This is a genomic window from uncultured Gimesia sp. (assembly GCF_963972345.1).
Classification (GTDB): Bacteria; Planctomycetota; Planctomycetia; order Planctomycetales; family Planctomycetaceae; genus Gimesia.
Window position 1 is genome coordinate 1 of sequence record NZ_CAXAVM010000357.1, and the last position, 2,061, is coordinate 2,061.

At 46.4% G+C, this 2,061-nt stretch carries 2 protein-coding genes; both read right to left on the reverse strand.

What is annotated here, in order from left to right:
- Positions 1-457: 457 nt before the first annotated feature.
- Positions 458-1,003 (reverse strand): hypothetical protein, encoded by a 546-nt coding sequence (locus tag AACZ40_RS29000; protein WP_339677167.1) that lies wholly within the window; start codon positions 1,001-1,003, stop codon positions 458-460.
- Positions 1,004-1,070: 67 nt separating this feature from the next.
- A complete protein-coding gene (locus AACZ40_RS29005; protein ID WP_339677170.1) occupies positions 1,071-1,814 on the reverse strand; it encodes a hypothetical protein in 744 nt (247 codons plus the stop codon).
- Positions 1,815-2,061 lie beyond the last annotated feature (247 nt).

Sequence of the window (2,061 nt, forward strand, 5' to 3'; positions counted from 1 at the left end):
TCCTGCTGCAGTTCCGACATCCGGCGGTTTTGATCCGCCTGTCGTTCCAGTTGCTCGGTGGCCAGTTCTGCCACGCGAGCGTTTTCGTCAGAGCTACAACTGACTCCGATCAGCAGGATCAGTGTCAGCGTGATTAGCAGAGTCTGTTTTTCCATGTGCCCTCCAGCGATGAATCAAGTGTCTGAGAATTCCCTGTAGTGCCAGTCGCAACCGCCGTTCCTTAATAAAAGCGACGACGGCCAGCAACAGCGCGACAGAGACGAACGTTAAAACCATGTATTCCAAGCAATGCTCCTTTCTGATAGGCGTTTTCACTGATGACGAATTTGAAAAGGGGGGCGACTGTGTGAGTCGATAGCTAATCCATCTCCTTATGTATTATGCCACGTTTTTCGTCAGAATTAAGGTAGACAGTGACCTTTTGATCCTGGGGGGGATTAAGAGATGTTCTCGGCAACTACTTACTGAATAGGAGATCTTGAAATCCTAAAACAAGAAATAAAATGCCTATGGATATCACGATCACTGCTCCAATTCTGTTAAAGACAGGTTGATATTGTGGAATGCCTCTGAAACTGTGAGCAATTCCAGTTAAACCGGTATAACAACCAATTAAAACCATCGCGAAGCCGCCGATGATCATGGAGAATGGCATCACACCGTTGAACCAGTGATCTTCTGGAATTCTCTGCGATACTTTTAGCGAAACTAAAAATAATACAACCACTCCTGCCAGGAAATTCCAGCCCGGCAATGGAATGACTCTGTTCCTGTTCTCGTCGGCAGGGTCTGTTTTTTCAGGGACGAATCCGGGAAACAATCCGATCTCGAATGCCTGATATTTCCGGCCGTCCTCATGAATGACCTCTGTTTCCGGCTGGATGTAGTCCAGCTCAACATATTCCTTCAGCTCGTCATAAGAGTAAGGGCCTGCGAGCAGGCCCTTATCATCAAAACGCCATTCTGTGGCTTCCCTGTTTTCAGGGATTATATTTTCGGTCATGAGATACGTTCTCTTTACTATTAAGGATATTCATTCAATACTGCTCTGTACTATTTGGGGGGTAACTTCAGGACAGAGGAAGAAATCGGGCGTTACGTCGAAGCCAGAAAAGTGTAGTGAGCATAAACGCCCATTCGCAGATCCCGACAATTCCTACAAAATAGTCAATTAACTCTGCTGCAACGGTTTTTGAGGCAAATTGGCTCTGGTCAGCCATTGCAATGATCACCATCCCCCAGAGAAATAACAGTAGATTGACCGCAGTTGCGACTACGATACTGAGGATTATGATATTCGGGCCTGAACGGCTTAACGCTCTTAGACGAGCCCCACCTATGAACAGTGATATCGTCACCCCCAATGAAGCAAGCATGCTGAAAAATATCGCAAGCGCCTCAATTCCCATCAGAGGATCGTTTTCGTCTAAAACGGTGCCGTAGGTCATTTGTGAGATGGTATAAAAACACCAGAGCCAAGGAGAGATCTGGAGTGTGTAGATACAGATCCAATTTGCCATGGGGGACAATCTGGGATTGGTAATCAGGGGCTCAATGGGATAGCTCTCGACCGGGGGAGCTGGAGGAGATTGCAGAGCAGATTCCTCAGGTCCGCATTCGAACCCACTCCAGTCGGATAAAGGCTTCCACTCCTTCTCATCTGAGGAGTAAGCATAATCTGCAGAGCTGATTCTGTTTAACTTCAAAGCATCAGTGATTTCCTGGTGAGACAGAGGACCTTCAGGCAGACCATTTTTCGCCAGCCACCAGCGGCCCTGAGTACTTTCAATGGTTTTGTTACCTTCTTCATGCATGGGATGTACCTATCTTTTCTATCTAGCTTGTTTTCAATCCTTTTTCCAACAGACTCTGTTGAGTGATTCCGGGGAGATGAGAAGAAAAAGCCAGTCTTCAGAGGAAACAGAAAGAAACTTACACAGTCCTTGTCAGCCGATTAGCTGGTGCAATTCGTCGACCACTTGGACTAACTTATAGCAATTTAATGGTACTTATAGTCCGTGGTTATATCGTCGCTGTCAAGTGTTAAATACTTGCATGGCA